The 22,926-nt window shown below is 36.9% G+C and carries 15 protein-coding genes and 2 tRNA genes; 7 read left to right on the top strand and 10 right to left on the bottom strand.

Features of this window, described 5'->3' with window-relative positions:
• Window positions 1-17: 17 nt before the first annotated feature.
• Window positions 18-92, bottom strand: a tRNA-Trp gene (locus H3T75_RS00175).
• A gap of 318 nt (window positions 93-410) precedes the next feature.
• On the opposite strand from H3T75_RS00175, the gene rtcR reads away from it, so the two are divergent.
• A complete protein-coding gene (rtcR, locus tag H3T75_RS00170) occupies window positions 411-2,042 on the top strand; it encodes an RNA repair transcriptional activator RtcR (protein ID WP_198210723.1) in 1,632 nt (543 codons plus the stop codon).
• Between the two features lie 79 nt (window positions 2,043-2,121).
• Here rtcR and H3T75_RS00165 read toward each other — a convergent pair whose 3' ends face one another.
• Entirely contained in the window at window positions 2,122-2,463 is a 342-nt protein-coding gene (locus H3T75_RS00165; protein ID WP_198210722.1) for a MerR family transcriptional regulator, read from the bottom strand.
• A gap of 73 nt (window positions 2,464-2,536) precedes the next feature.
• Between H3T75_RS00165 and H3T75_RS00160 the strand changes: the two genes are divergently transcribed.
• Window positions 2,537-2,941: an EthD domain-containing protein gene (locus H3T75_RS00160; RefSeq protein WP_198210721.1), complete on the top strand. Its 405-nt coding sequence runs from the start codon at window positions 2,537-2,539 to the stop codon at window positions 2,939-2,941.
• A gap of 95 nt (window positions 2,942-3,036) precedes the next feature.
• Here H3T75_RS00160 and galU read toward each other — a convergent pair whose 3' ends face one another.
• From galU to ampD, 4 genes are all read right to left on the bottom strand, one after another.
• Entirely contained in the window at window positions 3,037-3,909 is an 873-nt protein-coding gene (galU, locus tag H3T75_RS00155; protein ID WP_084552608.1) for a UTP--glucose-1-phosphate uridylyltransferase GalU, read from the bottom strand.
• A 6-nt stretch (window positions 3,910-3,915) separates the two neighbouring features.
• On the bottom strand, window positions 3,916-6,342 hold the full coding sequence (gene ligA, locus H3T75_RS00150; protein WP_198210720.1) for an NAD-dependent DNA ligase LigA: 2,427 nt from the start codon (window positions 6,340-6,342) through the stop codon (window positions 3,916-3,918).
• A gap of 91 nt (window positions 6,343-6,433) precedes the next feature.
• Window positions 6,434-7,696 (bottom strand): cell division protein ZipA C-terminal FtsZ-binding domain-containing protein, encoded by a 1,263-nt coding sequence (locus tag H3T75_RS00145; RefSeq protein ID WP_198211249.1) that lies wholly within the window; start codon window positions 7,694-7,696, stop codon window positions 6,434-6,436.
• A 106-nt stretch (window positions 7,697-7,802) separates the two neighbouring features.
• A complete protein-coding gene (gene ampD / locus H3T75_RS00140) occupies window positions 7,803-8,387 on the bottom strand; it encodes a 1,6-anhydro-N-acetylmuramyl-L-alanine amidase AmpD (protein WP_198210719.1) in 585 nt (194 codons plus the stop codon).
• A gap of 285 nt (window positions 8,388-8,672) precedes the next feature.
• On the opposite strand from ampD, the gene H3T75_RS00135 reads away from it, so the two are divergent.
• The 4 genes from H3T75_RS00135 to H3T75_RS00120 all read left to right on the top strand — a co-directional run bounded on the left by H3T75_RS00135 (window position 8,673) and on the right by H3T75_RS00120 (window position 14,265).
• Window positions 8,673-8,748, top strand: a tRNA-Phe gene (locus H3T75_RS00135).
• A gap of 271 nt (window positions 8,749-9,019) precedes the next feature.
• Window positions 9,020-9,601, top strand: coding sequence for a hypothetical protein (locus H3T75_RS00130; RefSeq protein ID WP_078474964.1), 582 nt, complete (start codon window positions 9,020-9,022; stop codon window positions 9,599-9,601).
• A 1,108-nt stretch (window positions 9,602-10,709) separates the two neighbouring features.
• Window positions 10,710-12,329 carry a hypothetical protein gene (locus tag H3T75_RS00125; protein ID WP_198210718.1) on the top strand — a complete coding sequence of 540 codons (1,620 nt, stop codon included), beginning with the start codon at window positions 10,710-10,712 and terminating at the stop codon, window positions 12,327-12,329.
• 382 nt (window positions 12,330-12,711) lie between these two features.
• Window positions 12,712-14,265 (top strand): hypothetical protein, encoded by a 1,554-nt coding sequence (locus tag H3T75_RS00120; protein WP_198210717.1) that lies wholly within the window; start codon window positions 12,712-12,714, stop codon window positions 14,263-14,265.
• Between the two features lie 979 nt (window positions 14,266-15,244).
• Here the strand turns inward: H3T75_RS00120 and H3T75_RS00115 are convergent.
• The 3 genes from H3T75_RS00115 to H3T75_RS00105 form a co-directional block, all read right to left on the bottom strand.
• Window positions 15,245-16,213 (bottom strand): hypothetical protein, encoded by a 969-nt coding sequence (locus tag H3T75_RS00115; RefSeq protein WP_078474961.1) that lies wholly within the window; start codon window positions 16,211-16,213, stop codon window positions 15,245-15,247.
• Window positions 16,214-16,216: 3 nt separating this feature from the next.
• Window positions 16,217-16,843 carry a hypothetical protein gene (locus tag H3T75_RS00110; protein ID WP_084550672.1) on the bottom strand — a complete coding sequence of 209 codons (627 nt, stop codon included), beginning with the start codon at window positions 16,841-16,843 and terminating at the stop codon, window positions 16,217-16,219.
• A gap of 350 nt (window positions 16,844-17,193) precedes the next feature.
• The gene (locus tag H3T75_RS00105) at window positions 17,194-18,021 is read right to left on the bottom strand and encodes a hypothetical protein (protein WP_143557974.1); all 828 of its coding nucleotides are present in this window, start codon (window positions 18,019-18,021) and stop codon (window positions 17,194-17,196) included.
• Between the two features lie 532 nt (window positions 18,022-18,553).
• Here H3T75_RS00105 and H3T75_RS00100 point away from each other — a divergent pair.
• A complete protein-coding gene (locus H3T75_RS00100) occupies window positions 18,554-20,431 on the top strand; it encodes an AMP-binding protein (RefSeq protein WP_198210716.1) in 1,878 nt (625 codons plus the stop codon).
• Window positions 20,432-20,493: 62 nt separating this feature from the next.
• Here H3T75_RS00100 and H3T75_RS00095 read toward each other — a convergent pair whose 3' ends face one another.
• On the bottom strand, window positions 20,494-22,593 hold the full coding sequence (locus H3T75_RS00095; protein WP_198210715.1) for a condensation domain-containing protein: 2,100 nt from the start codon (window positions 22,591-22,593) through the stop codon (window positions 20,494-20,496).
• Window positions 22,594-22,926: the final 333 nt, after the last annotated feature.

Below are 22,926 nucleotides of genomic sequence, written 5' to 3'. Positions count from 1 at the left end.
AACAAATTATTACAATATGGCTTTTGAAACAGGAGTCGAACCCGTGACAGATTGGTTTGGTACCAATTGCTCTACCTCTGAGCTATTCAAAAATTTTTCATCGGAAGGAAACGTCTTTCATACCGGGGAATACATGTTGATAATGCGAATAAATCAGTCTTTCGATTAATTTAATTCCATTCGCTATGTACCCTGCTGCCGTAAAAAACAGTATGTATTTCAGACAATATCCTTATTGCAATTACCGTACCAAGTCCGTAAATTTCTAAAATAAAATAATTAAAATATTGTTTTTAAAATAAAAATAAATAAATAAATTTATTTTCAATAAATTATTTTTAGTTTTATTTTCGTATTTTTTATAAAATATTATATAATTTTATTTAATTTTATATAACTAATAATAAATAATGGACAAGAAAAATATCGTATTCGGTTTTTTAGGCAATGTACTTGACCAGCGGGGCAAAGGAAAAAAACGCTGGACACGCTGGCGCCCTACTATTGATATCTGTAATCATCCGGAATGGCCGATCTATCGTCTGGAACTGATTTATCACACTCAGGACAGCAAACTACTCGAAGAAATTATTCTGGATATTAAAACCATTGCCCCGGATACACAGGTTAATCCGATTCCGGTTCAGATACAGGATCCATGGGATTTTGAAGAGGTGTATACCTGTCTGCTGGATATCGCCAAAAACTATACTTTTAATAATGAACAAGAAAATTATTATCTGAATATTACCACCGGCACCCATGTAATGCAGATCTGCTGGTTCTTACTGGCAGAATCACGTTTTTATCCTGCCAGACTTTTACAATCATCGCCGCCGGCCAGACCGTCTGCATCGCCAGAAAACCTTGCCGCAGAACCTATAGCAAACCCGCCACTGTGCCCCAGCGGACAAATAAATATAATCGACCTGAATCTGAATCGTTACGACCAGATTCTGACCCGCTTTCAGCAATATGCTACTCAGGCAACAGAACTGCTCAAATCAGGTATAGCGACAAAAAACCGTCATTACAATCAGCTAATCAGCGAAATAGAACAGGTTGCCAGCCGCTCTCATGCGCCTATTTTGCTATGCGGCCCCACTGGTGCCGGTAAATCTTTTCTTGCCCGGCAAATTTACCGGCTTAAACTGAAACAGCATCAGATTACCGGACAATTCGTAGAAATTAACTGCGCTACCCTGAGTAGCGATAATGCCATGTCTACACTGTTCGGTCACATCAAAGGTGCATATACCGGTGCCAGTCTAGGCAGAAACGGCTTACTCAGACAGGCGGATAACGGTGTTTTGTTTCTGGATGAAATCGGAGAACTGGGGCTGGATGAACAGGCTATTCTCTTAAAGGCGATTGAGGAAAAACAATTTTATCCGCTAGGTGCAGACAAACTGGTATCCAGTAACTTTCAGCTAATTGCCGGAACCAACAAAGATTTAAAACAGGCAATTATTCACGGTACTTTTAGAGAGGATTTATACGCACGTATCAATTTATGGAGTTACCAGCTACCGGGACTTGCCGAACGTAAAGAAGATATCGAACCGAATATTGATTTTGAACTGGCACGATTTGCGCAGGAGTACGGTACCATGCCGCGTTTTAATCAGCAATCCAGAGACCGTTATATTCAGTTTGCCACATCGGCTATGGCAACATGGCCGGGTAATTTCCGTGAGCTCACTGCTTCCATTACCCGTATGGCTACTTTATCCATACAAGGAAACATCACACAGGAACAAGTTGAAAATGAAATCCAGCGTTTACAGATACACTGGCAGCAGGTAACTTTTTCTGATGCACTGATTCCGGCTGAAATTGATGAATTTGACCGATATCAGCTGGAAAAAGTCATTGAAGTATGCCGGAAAAGCCGAACTTTATCCGAAGCCGGCCGGTATTTGTTTGCTGTGTCCAGAGCACAAAAACAGCGCGCCAATGATGCAGACAGACTGAAAAAATATCTGGCCAAATTTGATTTAAGCTGGGAGCAGATAAAAGACAGCACCAATAAAGGCAATTAACGCTTTCTCCTGCCTGTGATCATTATTTTTTATTTGAGTTTCAGCAGCTATTATGCAAAATAAAATACAGAAAAATACATTATTTATTTATCATATTAAGCAGACGGGTTCGTGTTTGTATTAATATATCTATTTGTTGTTCAATCTTTTCTAACGTCAGATTAATATTTTTCAGGTAAATTTCACAAGGCTCAAATTTACTGTTTTGCTCATGCCAGCAAGGCAGTATTTGCCGGATAATTTTTAACGAAAAACCGGCATTATTGAGCTGCTGAATCAATTTTACTCTTTCTACATCTGCCTGCTGGTATTCACGGTATCCGGATTGTGTACGGGCAGGTGTCAGCAATTTTTCCTGTTCATAATAGCGCAGCATTCTGGGGCTGATTGCGCTTTTTTTGGCTAATTCACTGATTTTCATTTTTACTCTTGACTTTAACACTACTGTGAAACTTTATCATTATTCGCACAACCCACAAACTGAAAGAAAGAAAATGATTAAGTTAACTATGTTAGTAAAACGCCTGCCCGATATTACTTATGAAGAATTTGACCATTACTGGATCGAGCATCATGCTCCGCTAGTGGCTTCTGTGCAAAACGTTTTAAACATTACCCGCTATGTACAAACCATTCCGCACCGTTATCCCGGGCTGGATAAAATAATACAAAACGGGCGTCAGTCTCAGAATTTTGTTTTTGACGGTATGGCTGAAATATGGTGGCAGAATCTGGAAAGCATGCAGAAAAACCGGTCTTCACCAGAAGCCGTAAAGGCATTAAACGCATTAATGGAAGATGAAAAGCGCTTTGTTAATCACACACAATCAGTTGTCTGGTATGCAACAGAACGCCTGATTATTAGTAACACTAATTATCAGACAATGCCATTGCACTGAATCAGAACGCCAGGCAAAAAACTTGCCTGCCGGCGAAACAGCGGGCAGGCAAATAACAAAACTAGAAACATTTGCGTATGAATTCCGGTATTGCGTTAACACACCATGCGCTGCAATAATTTTTTAAAATCTTCTCCTACCAGAGGATGTTTCATACCATAGGCCACTGTTGCTTCCAGATAACCAAGCTTATCACCGCAATCATAACGTCTGCCGGCAAAAGCATACGCAATCATTTTCTGTTCAGTCAGTAACCGTGCAATAGCATCAGTCAGCTGAATTTCTCCACCAGCACCCAGCGGTAAATTAGTCAGAAAATCAAAAATTCGTGCAGACAAAATATAGCGCCCAACCACACCCAGATGTGAGGGTGCTTCATCCGGATGTGGTTTTTCGACAATACTCTTTACATAATCAAAATCATTCTGATGATTAATCTCGACAATACCGTAAGCACCCGTCTGCAGCGGATCAACATTTTCTACACCAATGACATTACAACCCGTACGGTAATACGCATTCATCATCTGGCTCAATGCACCGGGTTGTGCATCAATCAAATCATCTGCCAGCACCACAGCAAAGGCTTCTTTGCCCACTGCAGCCCGGCTGCATAAAACCGCATGCCCCAACCCCAATGCAGCCGGCTGGCGAATATACAGACAAGTCACATTGGGCGGCAGAATATCCTGCACAAAATCAAGCAATTTATTCTGATTGCGGTAAGCCAGTTCTGTTTCCAGTTCATAAGCCTTATCAAAATGATCTTCAATACAGCGCTTATTCCTGCCGGTAATAAATACCAGTTCAGTACAGCCGGCAGCAACAGCCTCTTCTACCGCATACTGAATCAGTGGTTTATCCACTATCGGCAACATTTCTTTCGGGCTGGCTTTAGTAGCGGGTAAAAACCGTGTGCCCATACCGGCCACCGGAAAAACACACTTACGGATTGGTTCTGCTTTCATCTGAGTTTACTCTTTAATTCCCAGCATAATCATCAATGCAGCCTGATCCAGTATAGTAACACCAAGTGCTTCAGCTTTGGACAGTTTACTGCCTGCTTCTGACCCGGCCACCACAAAATCAGTTTTTTTCGATACACTGCCACTCACTTTACCACCGGCTTCTTCAATATGCTGCTGTGCCACATCACGTGACCAGTCTGGTAAAGTACCGGTTAACACAAAAGTTTTGCCGGCTACAGCTTCATTAACCGATGACGTGATTTCCTCCGTCTCTCCGCTAAGCAGCTGCTCACATAACTCAATCGTCTTTTGCAGTAATTCATGATTTTCAGGCTGGCTGCACCATTGCTGCCAGCTTTCCGGCAAGGCTTTATCAGTTAACAGTTGTGACCAGTCCTTACCCGCCAGTTGCCACAGCTTCTGTGCCCGCGATTCCGTTAAACCGGCACCGGGTAAACGAGCCAGTATTCGCTCAGGAGTAAAGTATTTACCCAGTGGTGTGCGACGTGTTTCTGTCTGCGGTTGCACACCGGCATCAAGTAATTCCTGCAATTGACTGGTCTGATCTTCCTGACTGAAAAAATAGGCTACCGAATGTGCTACCACCTTACCGATATCCGGCAAACAGGCCAGTAACGGCTCAGTAGCCTGAGTAAGCGTAGCCAGATCACCGAAAGCCTGTGCCAGCTGTTTTGCTGTACGCTCACCAACATGAAAAATACCCAAAGCATAAATTAAATTAGCCAGAGGACGCTGCCGGCTGGCCTGAATACCGGCCAGAATATTTTCAGCCCATCTGGATGGCTGCTGTTTGCCTGCTTTATCAGTTGCAGATAATTCCAGTTCATTTGTCACCGACTCTGCAGAGCTTTCCCCTGCTTCCTGTTTAGCCTGCTGTTTCATTGCCAGCAAATCGGCCAAGTGCAAATGATAAACATCAGCAAAATGACTGACTCTGCCCTGTGTTACTAACTGTTCAATCTGCCGGTCACCGAGATTTTCGATATCCATGGCGCGACGTGAAGCAAAGTGAATTAGCGACTGCACCCGCTGAGCATGACACAGCATTCCGCCACTGCAACGAGCCACTGCTTCACCCTCTTCACGGACAATTTCATGACCGCAAACCGGGCAATTTTCTGGCATACGGAACGGCGGATATTTGGGCACAGCTTCAGGCGGAGTAAGCAAATCTGCCGCTGGTTTTTCCACCATCGGACGCTGTGCCAGCACCACAGATACAATTTCAGGAATAACATCTCCGGCACGGCGCACAATAACCGTGTCACCCTCACGTACATCCTTGCGCTGTGCTTCACCTTCATTATGCAAAGTTGCATTGGTAACTGTAACACCACCTACAAATACCGGCGTCAGCCGTGCTACTGGTGTTACTGCACCGGTACGTCCTACCTGTACATCAATAGCCTCTACCGTAGTCAGCATTTCCTCTGCCGGAAATTTTTGGGCAATAGCAAAACGAGGAGCACGGGCTACATAGCCAAGCTGCTCCTGCTGAGCCAGATTATCCACCTTAATCACTACACCATCGATACCAAACGGCAAATCCGCACGTATCTGAAAAATATGCTCATAAAAAGCCAGCACCTTCCCAATATCAGCCTGATAGCACAAATTATCCTGTGGCGGTACAGTCAGCCCCAAACGAGCCAGCAATGCCAGCTCTTCGCTGTGGCTGTTTACCGCAAAACGCTCATCCAATCTGGCAATTCCGTAGGCATAGAAATGCAAGCGCCGGCGTGCCGTTATTTTCGGATCCAGCTGGCGTAAACTGCCAGCCGCTGCATTACGCGGATTGGCAAAAGTTTTCTGATTTTCCGCCTGCTGATGTGCATTAAGCCGGTCAAAATCGGCTTTAAGCATCAGCACTTCACCGCGTACCTCCAGCACATCCGGTACCTGATCACCCTGCAGACGCAATGGAATATTAACAATAGTGCGCGCATTCTGAGTAACATCCTCGCCGGTATATCCATCTCCGCGCGTAGATGCCTGTACCAGCAGACCGTCACGATACAACAAACTGATTGCCAGACCGTCAAACTTTGGTTCAACAATATATTCAGGCTCAACACCAAGACCATCACGTACCCGTTTATCAAAAGCGTACATCTCACTATGGTCGAACTGATTATTATCATTCAGTGGTGAAAATGCATTGTTCAGCGACAGCATCGGAATCTGGTGTACCACAGCAGCAAATTTTTGCTGTGCCTGCCCGCCTACTCGGATACTCGGGCTGTCCGGCTGCCGCCATTGCGGATATTGCTCTTCCAGAGCCTGCAACTGGCGGAATAACCGGTCATATTCCGCATCCGGCACAGTAGGTGCATCCAGATCATAATACTCATGCGCATAACGATTGAGCAGAGCGGTTAAATCAATAATTTGCTGTTCGCTTACTGAATCCATTACAGCTATCCTTCAGGAAAAGGAAAAAGAAATGGCAAACCCCGTTCTGCGGCTTGCCATCTCTTTATAAAATTAAAATATTCAGGCAATATCAGGAAAACAGTCTTTTGGCCAGTTCACTTCCCGGCTCCAGATCAACCTGCTTCATTTCCTTTTGCCGGTCAACTACATAGCGGCGTACCTCACGCAACCACTCTGTGGATAACTCTTCCACTTTATCATTAACCAGATCCAGACCCAGCTGACTGGATAATTTCACAGCCATATCCATAAACTGATCAAAACATTTCTCGCCGTTTGGTATATGTACTATATCAAACAACATACTGAATCCGCGATAATTTTGATTTGCTAACAAAGTAGAGGTAAAAGGTGTGTTATCTAGCGTAACAATATTAAACAAAGGCTCTCCATTAGTATCAGCATAAAAAAATGCACCATCATGCCCCAGCTCAAAGCCCTGTTTCTCAACTGCAGAACGCAGCTCCATTCCGCTGACATTCGTACGTGATACCAGATGAATCGCAATTGTCTGGTCAACCCTTGCACATAAATCATCCAGTGGACGCGCCACATCCAGAAAAGTATTAATATCCGTTAACAGCAACTGACCATCCATCTGCTCGGCGAAACGATTGGCCTGTTCGCCAAAATGCGCTAGCTCTTCATGCGTAAGCAGACCACTGCGGCTGATTGCCTGCAGACCAACCACAAATCCCTGATAATAAACACTGGGAATCGGTTCAGCTATCTGGTAACGGTCATCCATCGTACAGCCTACCAGCCGGAAACGGGAACGACTGCTCAGTCGCGGCATTGCATGTAATTCTTTTGGCTGATACAGCGCAATATAGGCCAGATAATCAAAACGTACATCAAACCATGGTAGCGGCTGTTTAGACATATCCCGCACATCCAGCAAAGTTTTACGCCCTTTCAGCGGCATCATTCTTGATAATAATTCCTTATCTTCGTGTTCAGCCGGACTTCTTGGTGTGGGTGCTTGATTATCAATCACATCAGATACTGTTTCGGTCGCAGACACTGCCGCTTCTTCCGATTTAGCGTTGTCACTGGTTACCTGCTTAGTTTTTTCACTGTCTGCTGCTTCAGACTGTTGTACAGATGAAGGAGCAGCTGTATCCGCTTCACCTGCTGACGGCATCGTCTTAGTATTCAAAACAGGCGCAGCCTGTGCACCATCCCGTACCGAATTGACCTGACTGTCCAGTAAAGCATCTTTATTGGCATGCCCGAACTGTTCACGCAATTGTTTGCGGTATTGGCTTTCCTGAAAAATATTATAGGCCAGTACCAACAGAATAATCACAGCACCTATCACCAGCACAATCATTACAGAATCACTCATTACATTCCTACCAGACAATTTGCGAAAACCGCAACTTAATTAACAGTTGAATGGAATTATAACTAAAAATACCCCTGCCGGCAGCCATAAACTACAAAAGCCACTGATATTCTGTCATTATCGGTAAACCATTACTGCGCAGCATATCCCATTCAAAAAAATGCCCCGGATCCGACTTTCTCCCCGGTGCCACATGCTGATGGCCGGTAATCGCCTGAATCGGATAATGCGCACACAGCATCTGCAATAACGCATACAACTGCGTATACTGAGATGGTGTAAACGGTTCGAAATCACAGCCTTCAAGCTCAATTCCGATCGAAAATGCATTACAGCCATCCCTGCTGTTAAAACGGGATATTCCGGCATGAAAAGCCGCGTCATCACAGGAAACAAACTGAATTATCGTTCCGTCCCGATCCAGCAGAAAATGGCTGGATACCCGCAATCCAGTTAGTGAACGCATAAAATCATCCGGTTCAGCAGCATCAATCTGATTAGTGAACAAACGCTGTACTGCCTGCTGCCCGTATTCAAACGGTGGTAAAGAAATATTGTGCAATACCACCAGCGATACCTGAGTCTGTGCCGGACGCCGGCTGAAATTTGGTGACGGTACATGAATACATTGCTGTAACCAGCCATCTTTCCATACCGGCTTTTGTTCGCCCTGCATCCTCTTCACCCTTGTAATCAAAATGCTTACCTTAATACAGCTATTATCCGGCGTCTACTTCTAACGAACAATCGAACAACAGACCAGAAAATAACAAGTCATTTCCTCTATACGTTCTGAAAAGAAAGAAATGACTATTAACCATAAAGAATAATTCAACATAACCTATACACAATCAACAAAAAATTATTTTTTCCTCCAGATAAACAGTAACATACACAAGAGAGCACATAAAACACTTGCCAAGCCGGCATATATCTGGTTTAATGCGCACTCTTCCCCGATGGCCAGATAGCTCAGTCGGTAGAGCAACGGACTGAAAATCCGTGTGTCGGCAGTTCGATCCTGCCTCTGGCCACCATTAATAACCGCATTAATCAGGCGGTTATTTTTTTGCCTACAATAAACCATTTTCATAAATACTCAATTTAAATTTGGGTTTACCATTACTCAACACTAACCCAAATTATCTATACTAAATTAATGTATCATACAAACAGCTTTAACAAAAACACACTGGAAAAAGTTATATATAATATTGAAGGAAATAATTTTCCAGATCAGAACACAATGAGATAAATTTATAGTATTCCTAAAGAATTTAATGAAATTTCCATAAGGAAAATAATAATATGAAAAATTTTATGTATATCCTGATTATTTTACTAATGATACTGTCTGCCTGCAGCACTCAAACTGCAAAAGCACAGACTAGTAATAAACAAAATTTAATAAATAATTCTTTTAATGGAGAAAAATTGTTATCAAATAAAGAATTTGTATTATCTGTAAATAGAACTTGTGATAATACAGAATCTAAATTATGTACAGTCGGGAAAATAAAAAAAGATTATTTTAGTAAATTCAGTAATCTGAATAATGATGAAATAATTATATCGAAACTAAAAGATAATATTGTATTAAAATTGAAAAAAGAAAAAAGAAAAAAAAATCAAAACGAATTTTCCATGGTAATTAAATTAATTTCATACAAAAATAATAAAAAGGTAGACTCTATAATATGTTATGAATCCAAAAACGATCCGAATTATAGTACAGCTTCAGAAAAATTATACTATCTGAAAGACTATTATTTATGGACATTAATTTTTATTTATGATTTAGAATCAACAACGGCTTTTGATTGGAATAAATATAAGATTAATCCCAGAACCGGAAAATTTGAATTAATAGATAACTTAAAACTAGAGTAACTTCACGAAACACCCCAATAAAAAACTTATCTCAACAGCAAGCATTAACTTGTATTTTTCAGGCAATAAGCTTTGCAAAGATTGAAATAAATAACAAAATAATCTAATTATTAAAGTATAAAATGGAGATAAAGTTGCTCAGTATCATTTAGCTAATTTGTTTTTTATCGAAAACATTAATGAAAATTATAATGATAAAGTTTTATTAGTATCAACAACCTGCAGAACAAAGATATGCAGATGCTGAATTTGCTTAATCAGTTATTTACTGGAAGCCTCAGCATCTATCAACAATCAATTATTTAGTTAGAAAAAACAGCAAAACAAAATTATATAAAATCTCAATACAATTCTAGCATAATTTATTGATTTTAAATTGGTACTGAAACAGACTGTTCAAAAACATTATATTTTCTAAAAAAAGACTGAACAAACTGATATACCTACCCAAGTTGAATCAGGTAATTTTTACTTAACGAATAATGAGTTGGATCCTGAATTAGAAAACTATAAAAATAGTTTTATTAGCATGAAACAATAACAGAAAAAATAATACTTTTGTTCAATTTAACTTAGGTTTTTTTATTATTCAAATTGCACAATCAAATTACCAGCAAACATTATTATGGCTTAATCAAACTAGCAAAAATATATAACTGATATTTATCGGCAGGCTTCAGATGAATATGATCAAAACTCATCATTCAAATAAATAATTATTTGATTGATTATAAGATAAAGTTAGATATTGCCAGAGCTTCAATCCATCTTTGCAAAATAACAGAATGCTTAGACGCACATGTATATGAATGGCTTTTGTATAGCAAATACCGTCTCTGTTCACTGACCGGAACTATACCAAATCCTAATATTTTTAGGTGTGGCTAAATTATATTAAATAAATACTTATACCGAAAACCGGTTTCCGCCAAGCGTAGGACAATTAGAACTATAGCTTACCTATAAAACTATCTATCTTGAATACAAGAAAATTATCAATATAACATAAAACTGTTTTGTATATTATAAAGCTAAGATAAAAACAATCCTTCATATTTTTATCTTATTTTGCTATTATTTAATATTAATAATTTTAAAATTATTGACAATGAAACATCTTATTCAGCAGATTATATTACTTATTTTCTACCTGGTATTCATTGACTTTGTACAAGCAAGTCAAACAAGTGTTTGTCACACCGACTCTCCTTATTATGATTTGTTGGTTGAAAAGGACGGCATATATCTGCAAGAAACAATGAAAGCTGAGAACAAAATTAGTTACATATCACAATCAAAAATACGCTTAAAGGAGATTACAGATAAAAGCGCCCGGATTATTTCTGATGATGGTGACAGGATACTTGTATTATCTAATGCAAAATACTTTTTTATACCTAAACACTTATATAGAACCATCAATCAATATAAAATTACCTCATTATTTAATGAAAATGAGGTTAGTAAAATTGTTTCTAACAAATTTTTTCTGGTTTCTGGTAATTGGTATTATGCCTCTTATGCGTTAGATGGAGAATCCTATAAACAAAAAATACCTGAACTTAAAGGAAATTTAGAAATCATTGCCGTAGCCGTAGTAAATAATAAATATTTGGGAAGGTTTAATCATTTTTGGTCTATTGTATTAAAAGATGATGAGGGTTATCAAATTATATTAAAAGATGATAACGCAGTGTATGTCTACGATATAAGTAAGAATAAACTTGAAAAAATTCCTCATCTCACACCTTCACAAACACATTTTTTTCAGACACATCATTCCCATCCAAAAATTTACTACTTGTATGACGATGATACATTTTATCTGATTGATAAAGACTATAAATACACAGACATTACCGAAGAGTTCAATCTGCAAGGTAAGTATAATGGGTTTACTAAAGCAGAGATGCACACTAATTGGTCAGGTGATTCTATGGATACAAAGGATGGACTGATATGGATTAAAATATTTAATTCTTTTAAACCAGTTAAAGCGACCTATCTGAATGCGTACAAAGATTTATATGTCTATCATAACAAAGTATATAGCCGTAATTGGGCTCTTCAAGATGAAGCTGCTCCTTCTGATCCGAGCTATAGAGATGGATCAATTGATATATCAAATGTCAAAAATCCTGGTGAACTACACAGAATTTCATCAGGTTCAGAGTTCTTTGACAATCAACAATACTATAGTCTTGAAAAAAATTCACGAAGACTAGAAAAAAAAGAGCCTTCTGCCTATCTCAAACTACTTACTACAAAAGATCATATTGAAATCAGAGAGAAGCGAATTTTTATTGACGGGCAACAACTCAATACCGATAAATTTCAAGATGCTCCGATTTTTCTGGGATCAATTGTCGATATTATAAGTCCATGTGTTCGTATTATGCATGAATATTATCACGACGAAACATACGATTCTAAAGAGGACTACTATTACTTTTTTACAGATGGTAAAAAAGTTTATGCTTATATCAATCCTGGAGAAAATCAAAAACCAAAAGTGTTGCATAACGTTTCTCGTCGAAATCTCAAGGCAAAAGATTACTTTTTTACAGATAGTAAAAAAGTTTATGCTTATATTAATCCTGAAAAAAATCAAAAATCAAAAGTGCTGGATAACATTTCTCCTCGAAATCTCAAGGTAAACGATTACAATACATTAAAAAAATTATTGAACATATTGGTACCTCCAGCAAAGGAAAACGATTCGTTTTAAAAAGATCCGAAAGCACCAATCCATACTGGCTGATGACACAGTTTTTCTATATCTCGACAAACATGATATGAACGATTTAATATATAGCAAATATCGTTTCTGTTCATTGGCCGGAACTGCACCAAAGCCTGATATTTTAAGAAACGACTAAGTTTTGTTAAATCAATAAATAATTATACCGGAAATCAGTTTTCCGCCCTGCGCAGAACATTTAGAACTATAGTTTAACTATAAAGCTATCTATCTTGAATAAAAGCAAATTATCGGTAGAACATAAAGCAATTTTGTATATTTTAAAGCTAAGATAAAAACAGTCCTTTATATTCTTATCTTATTTTGTTATGATTTAATTTAATATTAATAATTTTAAAAATTATTGACAATGAAACATCTTATTCAGCAGATTATACTACTCATTTTCTATCTGGTATTCATTGACTTTGCAAAAGCAAGTTATTGTTATACAGATACAAACTCTTCTCATTACAATTTATTGGTTGAAGAAGACGGTATATATCTGCAAGAAACAGTTAAGGATCGCAACGAGATTAGTTATGTATCCCAATCAAAAGTACGCCTGAAGGATATTACAGATAAAGGCATGCGAGTTATTTCTGATGATAATAAAAATATACTTATATTATCCAGTGGAAATTATTATTTTATACCTAAATCCTTAAAGTACGCCGAAGAAAATAAATTTACGCCATTATTTAGTGAAAACGAGGTTAGCAAAGCAGTCGCTAACCATTTTTTCCTGGTTTCTGACAATTGGTATTATGCGTCTTATTATGCAGTATGGGAAGAAACTTATAAACAAAAAATACCTGAGCTCAAAGGAAATATGGAAATCATTTTCGACTTTGGTGGCTATAAATATTTGTTAGAAAATGATAATTATGTGTATGTATACTATAGTAGGGATAATAAACTAGAAAAAATTTCGCATCAAGGAAATTGGGAAATCATTACCAACTTTCGTGATGAAGTATTATTAAAAGATGATAATGCTGTGTATATCTTTGATAATCGAAGGGATAAATTAGAAAAAATTCCGCATCTCACACCCTCACAAACACATTTTTTTCAGTCATCTTATGATGAGAGAGAGCATTACTTATATGATGATGATACATTTTATCTGACTAAATTTGATCCAGGTTTAAGATACAAAGATATTACCGAAAAATTCAATCTGCAAAATAAATATGATGGATTTACTAAAGCAGAAATGCATCCTAGTCAGTCAGGTGATTCTATGGATACAAAGGATGGGCTGATATGGCTTAGAATAGGAGATTCTTTTACACCAGTCAAAGCGACCTACCTGAATGCGTACAAAGATTTATATGTATATCATAATAAAGTTTATGCTGACAATGGTGATCTTTATGATTTTATACGCCATGAAACAGCTCCTCCTGATCCGTGCTACGGAGATAGTTTATACAAAGATAAATCAATTGATCTATCGAATGTTAAAAATCCAAGAGAACTACACCGGCCTTTATTTTCAGTCTTCTTTGACAATCAGCAACAATACAGTCTTAAAGAAGATCCTCTCAGACTTGAAAAAATAGCCCCTCATGATTATTCCCGACTTACTACAACAGATTATATTAAAATCAAAGAGAAGCAGATTTTTATTAACGAGCGACAACTCGATACCGATAAATTTCAAGATATTCCGATTTTTCTAGGATCAATCGTCGATATTATACATGATTGTGATACCAGCGGTCCCCTTGCAGAGATAGATTACTTTTACTTTTTTACAGATGGTAAAAAAGTTTATGCTTACATTAACCCAGAAAAAAATCAAAAACCAAAAAAACCAAAAGTGCTGGATAACGTTTCTCCTCAAAACCTCAAGATCAACGATTACGATACATTAAAAAAATTATTGAACATATCTGACGGCGTTAATCTCCACTAGCTAATGCTACAGTTTTTCTGTACTTAGCGCATAGGTATATGAACGATTTAATGTCTGGCAAATATCGTTTCTGTTCACTGCCCGGAACTATACTAAAGCCTGATATTTTTAGGTGTGACTAAATTATGCTAAAAAATATTTATACTGCAAATCGGTTTCTGTACAGATTACGATAAATAGGTATGAGGGTTATTTCTGATGCTGGTAGCAAGTTAGTGTATCTAATACAAAATACTATTTAATACCTAAATCCTTATATGACGACACCAAAAAATGAAATTGTCCCGTTAATTAATGAAAACGAAGTTAGCAGTATTGTCACTAACGCATTTTTTCTGGTTTATGGCAATTAATACTATTGCCTCTTCTGCATTAAACGGAAAATCTAATAAATACAAAATATTTAGACTTAAAGAGAATTTATAAATCATTGCCAATTTTAATGGTAACGAATACTTGATAAAAGATAATAATGTATTTATTCAAACATAAAAACCCATCAGTGACTGTAAATAAGTTCGATGCTGATATCTCTGAGGATGGGTTAATGATTTATGAGTCATGTATAAATTATGTTTTATTGAATTGTAGTGATCGGATATTTATAAAATTAACGATTGTAAAAATAAAAAAGCATTAAAAGAAATACAAAAACAGATTATATCTGTCTTATATTATTACGCTGATAAGTGGTTACTACCGCAATGATGTTCTGATCCTCAGAATAGATATGTAGATCCAGAGGAATTATCATGGATAGGAATAGATATAAATAATTTATTTATTTAAATTATTAACCCTTCGCAAATAGTAAGAATAGTCCCTGTTCTGTATTTTTTATTAATTGCAATAATTAAATGACTAAATTGTAAAAATTCATCATATATTTTCTATTATTTTTGGGTACGAAAACCAGTAATGATTTTTTATTCAATTATTGTAGTTAATAATTAACTTTTGAGTATGCATAAAATTCAGATCATAAAACCTCTAATCTTTGATCGATTTTTTTAATTTTTTTCTTTAATTGCCTGGTTAAACATTTTGTTATGTTGTAAGTAAATTTTTCTGCTTCAAAATGATCATTTGGTTCTGATATTGATAAACACTTTTTATTAATTTGCTTATCGATTATTTCTATTGATTCTTTATTATTTGTATCTTTTTCTTTCAACATCTCAATTTTTTCAGATAAAATATTATGGTAAAACCGATACGAATCAATACTACATCCTGTCGTATATTCTTTTTGATAGCATGTTTTTACTTTATCAATTTCATAAGGTGTTTCTTTTAATGAGCCCTCAAGAATTCTGAAATGATCTGGATAAATAATTTCATATTTATATCCATCATCGATCAGCAGATCTATAAGATTAAAATGAAAATTTTTTTTGTCTATTTGATAATGTTTCCAAAATATAGGCTTCACATCAACATCTATATCTTTTAATAATGATGTATAAATATCTCCGTCATCACTAATGTAATAATATTGATTGATTAACCAATAATAACCATCCACATCATAATAACTCTTGGCTAAATTAATTTTATCCATAAATTTTGTTTTATTAAACATGGATAAATTGAGCGCTTTTACGGGGTATTTAGTATTATTAATTATTTTGGTAGAAATGTTTTTTTCAATAATAAGATTTAACTTCTCAGAATTATAAATATTTTTTTTATTGTTAATGGTTTCATATAAATTCTGAAAGTAGAAAGCAATTTGATTAATTGGACAATTTTTTCTTATCTTTTCACGTTCAGAATTGGTCATTTGCCAAAAATCAATTTGTTCAGTGCAATCTTTTTCTAGTTGAATTAGATCTAATGACTGAATATCAGATTTACCTTTATAATTTTCTGCCACATTAAATTGCTCTGCGTAGCTATTATAAATAAACAAATTTATTATTACAGCTATATATATTGTTTTTTTCATGATCTACTTCTCTACTGAGTTAAAAATACCAGAAGGCGTCATTTGAAATTCTACAATTTTGGTCTCGATTTGATTATCTTTTGGCTCTTCATCATCTTCAAAAAGGTTTACTTGCTGATATTGTGTTATCAAAATTTTTCCATTTGGGTTTATTATAAAGTCATTCCAGTATGATATTTCACCTCTCTGAACTTTATAAAGTAATATTGCATCAATAACCCCCCCTTGATCATTATAACTATATACTTGAAAAGTAAAAATTTTTTCATCATTATCACTTATCGCCATCTGTATAACGCCTTTATATAAAATATTTTTATAATAAAAATAACAAAGAGGAAAATAGAATGTCGTTTTAGCGAGATAATCAAATAATTTAGGTTTATATGAAAACTCCTTGTTAGTGAACCTGAGGGGAAACGGCATATCAGGAGACAATTGCAATCCATTTTCTCCCCAATAATAGTATTTTTCTAATTCAGCAGAGGAATAAGGTAAATTTATTTTTTTATAATGCTTGAGTTCGATTTCTTTAGTATTTGCAATTTCATTAGAAATATTTGCAATTGCATTGCTAACATTCCCAAATACGATAAAACAGATAATAATTGGATAAATTAAGTATTTCATGCGTTAATTTTCTCAACTTTCTTTATAGCATGGTATTGAAAATATGAGCGATGTGGATAATAGTTAGCATCAATTGAAATTTGGCTAAAACATCGTACTATGTATTTAATCACATAGCTCTATCTCTGTATAATTGTCCAGTCATTTATTAAAAATATACATTTGTATACATTTTACGACAGCCAAGTCTTTTAACCTAAGTTCCCGTTTCTGATTTTTAAACTTAATAAAACTCAATATATTGATAATTTTTTTATATTGAAATTTTTCTTAAAAATATCATAGAGAATTTTCTACTTTTATACTGTACTATTTCAGGAGATAGTTACGACTCGGATATGATCTATTTATTAATCAGGACAATCAATAGTTGTCAATTTTGTCCCATTTTTTTTGTGTTTAAAAATGTAAGACGCCTCTCCGCCTTCAAAATGCTGTATTATTTCTAACTTATTCTTTCCTTTCCATTTATACTCAACATCAACTGCCTTATCTTCATAAGTTACCGATCGATTTTCACCTATTCCAATTTTCTCCCTAAAAATATATGCTGGATCTGTACTCATTGCATTATATACATCTAAAATTGACATGTTTTGATAATAGCAAACATTAATAAATACCATTCCTTCTTTCTCTTGCATGTCTAGGCATTTCTCATTGTTATAAAAATCATTGAGTTTTTTTTCATCCTCATTAGATAAACGATGCAAGAAAACCAATTGATTTTTATAAGGTATCATCAATTCATTATTATCAAGCAGTATAATATTAATATTACTGTATTCGTTACATAGGTCTGATGAATCACTATTATTTTCTAATGAGTCATTATTATTTCTATAATAAAGTTTACTAAAGTTATTTGCTGTCAAATGATATTTTTTTAATTCATTTTTATAGTTCCTAAAAAAATCACTTTTATTTAATCGATTATTGATCTCTTGTTTATTTTCTTCTGAATGTTCGAAATCACATCCTAAAAAATAGATTTTTTCTTCTTCACTCATTATTAAATTTGAATTACTGAAAACTTCTTCTATATGTTCTTTTTCAGTTGTCTGTTCTGTTAATCTGTCTTCTATTAACCTATAATAACTATTATTAAAACTATATGCATAATTAGTACTAACAGATAATAAAATTATTAGTGAAATTTTTAAAATAAATTTTTTCATATTGAAATTTTTTCTTAACAATATCATTATATAAATTATATGTTTATTATCCTTTGCTTTATGATAAACATATTTATATTTCTTCTCATAACTCTTTATATAACTTTAGGTATGTTTTTCGATTTTCCTATTATGAAAAATACGATAAATCATTATACCTGAACCAGATTTTGTCATTCAATTTAATTAATAAATCTTTCTTATTATGATTTAATTTAATCGATGAATGTGTGCCTGCCGGTGCTATTTTTCGTATGGCATTACTTTTTATATAAACATTACCGGCTGTGCCCGGTTCAATTGCTGCGCTACTGAGTTTGATGAATGATTATTTGCCCGAAATTACTATCGATAATCTGGATAAACAATTGAAATTATAATTTTTCTTATAAATGAAAATAATTATTATTATCTTTTAAAAAAGATTAACTCTGTATAAAATGTTTTGCGGTGCGGTAATTTATTTGAAATTCTTTTTTTGTCATTACTCATTTGAGTAGCAGCCGACAACAATAAACGGGAGAAAGTTTATATGCAATCTGACAGCTCTGAATTACAGCAACAGGATAACTTTAAATCTAATCGGGATAGTTTTCAGTATCGCGGGAAATACGATAAGATAATGGCAGATGCATTCTGCTTTCTTGATTCTATCCGGCATAATCTGTTTGATTATCCGCCAGATAAAACTGCTTTGTTCTATGATGGTGAAGCAATCAGTTACGTTCAGCTGGGGAAAAATGTGGCTCAGGTAATGGCTGCGCTGCAACAAAAAAAATTATGTGCCGGTGCGGTAGTGGCAGTTTGTCTGCCTAAAAGTGCTGAGCATGTTTATGCGGTTCTGGCCTGTGCTCTGACGGGTATTATCTGGTTACCGGTTGATATGGATGCACCAGAAGCCAGACGAGATTATTTACTGTCTAATAGTCTGACGGATCTGGTCATTAGCAAAACGCCGGTAACCGGCCGGCAATATGTACTTATTGATGATGCTCTGACTGCACAGGGTTTCAATCATCCGGAATGCAGCTATCAGCTGAATACTGAAGCAGCCTATTATTTATATACTTCCGGCAGTACGGGAACGCCGAAATGTGTGGTACTGAATAATCTGGCTACTGCCAATGTACTCGGACAAACCATCAACCGGTGGCAGGCTGATCAGGATGATGTATTGATGGCTGTAACACCCTTTCATCATGATATGTCGGTTTTTGATGTTTTTGGGGCAATGGCTCTTGGTGCTTCTCTGGTTATTCCTACTGCTGCCCAGGCCAAGGATGCAATGTCATGGGCTGAGTTACTGACAGCTTATAATATTAGTATCTGGGTAAGTGTTCCGGCTATTGTGGATATGCTGTGCAGCGTTGCCAGTAAAGAACAATTGCAGTCTTTGCGCCTGATTGCACAAGGTGGTGATTATATTAAGCCGGGTCTGATTCAGTTTTTGCGTCGGCAACTGCCACAGGCGCGTTTGTTTTCGTTAGGCGGTCCGACGGAAACAACTATCTGGAGTATATGGCATGAAATAACTGCTGAAGATATTGATGTGATTCCTTATGGTAAAGCACTGGCACATAACCGATATTATATTCTGGATGAGCAGTTACAACCATGTGCTATTGGTGAGGTGGGGCGAATGTATATGTCGGGTGTGAATCTGTCTAATGGTTATTTGCTCAATGGTCAGTTGCAAACCGGGGATTTTGTGTCTCTGGGATGTGATGAAGAAAAAATTGCTTTTCGCATGAGTGATTTGGGGTATATGCGAGATGATGGCAATATTATTTTTGCAGGACGTACTGAAGGTTATCTGAAAATAAAAGGTGTGAGGATTTCTGCGGCCGAGGTTGAGGCTGCGCTGGCTAAATCCGGCTATTTTCAGGATAGTCTGGTGGTGTGCTGTACTCACCCGGTAACACAAATGCATGAACTGGTGGCGGTGTATACGTTGCCGGCTAATCAGCCCGATGCGGATATTAATGCTTTGAAAACATGCTTGATGGCTGATTTACCGAAATCACATATTCCGACCAGATGGCTGATGATTGAAGAAATTCCGCTAACCCGTAATGTTAAAGTAGACCGTAAACTGATACAGCAGATGGCACAGGAACGCCTGTATCAGGCTACGCTGCCACAGGCCAAAGTGACAGCGACACAAGAACAGGCTGTAACTGATGGTATTCTGGCTATTTTTCGTGAATGCCTGCCCCAGACAACAGAAAATGCTGTGAATATTTCTGCACAAACTGAAATTCTGAATACTGGTATGCGTCTGAAACAGTTAATTATGCTCGCAGACAAGCTTACACAACAGTTTGGTATTCGGCTGGATACGGCTGTTTTGCTACGCTGTAAAACAATACAGGATGTGGTGAATGAGATAAGCCGGAGGATGCCTGAATAATATCTGCCGGAAATCATTAAACAAAGTACTTAAAATTTTAAGTACTTTGTTTATCTGAATCTTTATGCCGATGCCTGTTTAGCCAGATCATTTAACAGCTGCTGCACTTCTGTGGCTATTCTCTCGACCAGTACAGTCGGATAACGATGTGCCTGATAGGTAATAATCATGCTCAGGCTGTACTGATTGTTGATCTGATTTTCCATAATTTCAAAGTGCAGCCCAAACATGGATTCATTGCGCTCCGGTAATATCTGCCGGTAAGGTATGGCACCCCGGGCTGTGCTTAGCTGACCATTTAAGGCATTGTTTGAATGAATGTGAATATAAACATCAAACATTAATCCTTCGTTATCAGGAATACTCAAAGCTTGCTGAATATAGTTAATCGGAATATCGGCATAATCCATGGATTCGTTGATTTGTTCACTGGTGTCTGCCAGCAATGCGGTAAATGATTGCTGTGGGGTAAAACGGGTACGATGGGCAATCATGGTTGTGAAGTAGCCAACGGTATCAAAATAATTGGGATCAGTACGGCCGGATGCTGAGGTGCCGATGACGATTTCGTCTAAATTACCCTCTTTTTGCAGTATGGTGGCAATAGCGGTATAAAACACGCTGAATATTGAAGCATGATGAAGTTTGGCAAATGCGGAAATATGCTGATGAAAAGCAGAATCAAATCTGATTTCCAGCCATTTCACCTGCGGAGCATTATTTTCCGGCAAGGCGATGGTGTCTGTGTTCAGGGTTAAGCCTTTTTTTGCTCCTTGTAACCGGCTGCGCCAGTAGTCAAGATGCTGACGGTTAATACCGTTTTGCTGCTGTCTGCGTGCAAATTCATGAATAGCGGGTACGGTATTTGCCCATACCGGCGCCTGTCCTTGCAGCCGTGCGGCATAAGCATGGCTCAGATCAGCCATGATGGTATTTAAAGACCATTCATCTATTACCATGTGATGTACCAGAAACGATAAAACTGTGTTGCCGTTATCTGCTGTTAACAGCCGGATTCTGAGAGGCAGTTCACGAGTCAGATCAAATTTATATGCTGCTTCACCGGACAATGTTACTCCATGGCTGTCGCTAACCGCCCAGAACCATTTATACTGGTTAAGTTCGGCTACGGGAACTGTATATTGTCTGGTTTGCTGTTTATCGGTTTTAAACAGGGTACGCAAGCCGATATGGCGTATGATTAAATCATTAAATGCCTGATGCAGGATTTCTTCATTGACTGGCTGCTGAAATTCGATGGCAAACGGTAAATTGTAAATAGGGCTGAAATCAAAGGCACTGTATGCCTGCCATAGAAAATCCTGTGCCAGTGTTAATGGCGCACTCTGATCCGGCTGTACTTCGGCTGAAGATACTGCCGGCTGCTGCTGACGGGCAATTTTTGCCAGTGCGCCTGCTGTAGGCGATTTAAAAAAATCATTAAAATTCAATTTAATACCATGATTTTTTTGTAAATTACCTATCACCCGTGTTGCCAGTAGTGAATGTCCGCCAAAATCAAAAAAATCATCGTCAGCAGTCATATCGGGCTCTGCCAGTGTATTTCTGAATTCTGCCAGTATGATGTCTGGCAGCGATTCTGTATTTGCAGGCTGAGCCAGTGTTGCCGGTATATTCAGTACAGTTAAATCTAAAGGCAATAATTCGAGCTGATAAGGTGCTCCGGTATTGCTGATGTAAGCAGCTTGAACCTCCTGAATTAAATCATCCAGAGTAAATTGCTGAGCCAGTATCGGATGTAAACGCAAAGCCAGAAAAACTTTGTTTTCTGTGCTGATTACTGTAACCAGAAAGGGGGGTGTTGTTTCCGGCTGCCATGACTGCTGCATTAGTTGCGCCAGAAGGGTAACAAGCTGTTTTTCCTGTATTTGCTCTGTTTGGATACAAGCTGAGAAATCAGTATCGGGATATTTATATAAATCTCCGTCATCGGTAAAGTGATAGCGAACATTTAAGTCTGAATGGATTTCCAGCAAATGCACAATGCTTTTATGCAGTATGGTTAAATCCGGATATGGTTTTACCTGCCATACTGCCAGCTGATATTTCACCTGTTCCGGTTCCTGCAATTGTTGCATCCAGATAAATTCTTCATGCTCATTTGCGATAGAAGGAGCAGAATCTGTATTTAACGTTAACATATTATTAATCCTCTCTTGCCGTATCAGTTATTCCTGACTGTCTTCACTCATTCTGGTAATAATTATTTAACCAGTTAACTTAAATTAACATTGGAAGAGATTTGTGCTATCTGTCTGCTCTGTTTATCAGAGTCAGAATTTTTATTTTTATTAATAATACTTTACAATACATTTAAAATGATAATACAATTGATTTTCATTTTCATCAACTTTAATTGTTTCTAATTTTATTTAATGTTTTGATTTATGCCGTAAAACAGCAGCATAAGCAGCGGATCGACATAAAGAGCACTTTCCTGAGGAGAATCAATGCTGAGTCTGTATCAGCTGATG

Origin of the sequence: Snodgrassella sp. W8135, assembly GCF_016101225.1 — a bacterium.
In the GTDB taxonomy this organism is placed as follows: Bacteria; Pseudomonadota; Gammaproteobacteria; order Burkholderiales; family Neisseriaceae; genus Snodgrassella; species Snodgrassella alvi.
This window is presented reverse-complemented; position numbering and strand designations above follow the sequence as displayed.